Origin of the sequence: Lactiplantibacillus dongliensis (genome assembly GCF_005405105.1) — a bacterium.
In the GTDB taxonomy this organism is placed as follows: domain Bacteria; phylum Bacillota; class Bacilli; order Lactobacillales; family Lactobacillaceae; genus Lactiplantibacillus; species Lactiplantibacillus dongliensis.
Genome location: NZ_BJDK01000070.1, coordinates 1 through 1,205, shown reverse-complemented (window position 1 = coordinate 1,205; position 1,205 = coordinate 1). Strand labels below are relative to the sequence as shown.

Genomic DNA, 1,205 nt, shown 5'->3' with positions numbered 1-1,205 from the left:
CCTCGATTTAAAATTGAAGTGCAACACCTGCTCTACTAGACCAGTTCTTTATTCAGACTAGTCAAAAAGGCCATGAAGACCTATTCTTAATTCACCACAAACAAGAAAGAGGTATCTTCATGACCCGAATTAAGAATATCATATCTAATCAGTATCACCAACTCAATTTAGCTGAACGTGGTCGAATTGAATCCCTAAGGGACTTAGATTGGTCTATCCGCCGGATTGCCCAGGCCCTTCATCGTAATCCCAGCACGATTTCACGTGAATTAAAACGTGGGACAACGACACAGATTAACGCTAGTACTCATATCTTTGAACAGTCATATCTGGCAGAAACTGGTGAAGCAATTTATCGTAAGCACCGACTAAATAGCTGTTATCGTGGACTCTTTGATCATTGTCAAACCTTCTGTAATGCTTTGGTGACAGCTTTAAAAGCGCGTCCCAGGATGCATAGTGTGGATACTTTTGTCCACCAATTCAAGACTGATCACCCAAGGCTTGTCTGCCCCTCAACACCGACGGTGTACCGGTATATTGATGACCAGCGTTTAGCTATCCGCAATTCAGACCTACCAGCTAAACTACGTCGCCGGATTAAATGCCCCGGGGCAAAGCATCATAGAATCAATAAGAAAAATCTGGGCCATTCAATCGAAGAGCGTCCCGCCATGGTTCAAGCGCGTCAAGAGCTTGGACACTGGGAAGGTGACTTGGTCAAAGGCAAACGGGTTGAATCTGAGCCAGCATTAATGACTTTGACTGAACGTGTTAGTCGCTTAGAGATCATCGTTAAACTTCCCAATTATCATGCCGACACTTGCTTGAAAGCCCTCCAGAATACCTTATATGACTATGGAACCGAGCACTTTAAAACCATTACTTTTGATAATGGTGCTGAGTTCTCAAGCTTGAGTCAAGTCAAGGGAACTGACATCTACTTTGCCCATCCTTATTCACCATGGGAACGTGGAACCAATGAGAACACTAACGGCCTTTTGCGCGAGTTCTTCCCGAAGGGCAGATCCTTGGCTTCGGCCTCACTGGTTGATATTCAACTGGCTCAAGATACCTTAAACAACCGGCTACGGCGGTCATTGAACTATCGCTGCCCAGCCGATCTAATGCCTGAACTAGCTTAGCAACTAGACCACTTCTAAGAATAGATTCTTAGTGTTGCACTTGATTTGACAATTGAGGAA

General features: G+C 44.5%; 1 protein-coding gene. It reads left to right on the top strand.

What is annotated here, in order from left to right:
• Positions 1 to 119 precede the first annotated feature (119 nt).
• A complete protein-coding gene (locus tag FFM80_RS14425; protein ID WP_137641430.1) occupies positions 120 to 1,145 on the top strand; it encodes an IS30 family transposase in 1,026 nt (341 codons plus the stop codon).
• Positions 1,146 to 1,205: the final 60 nt, after the last annotated feature.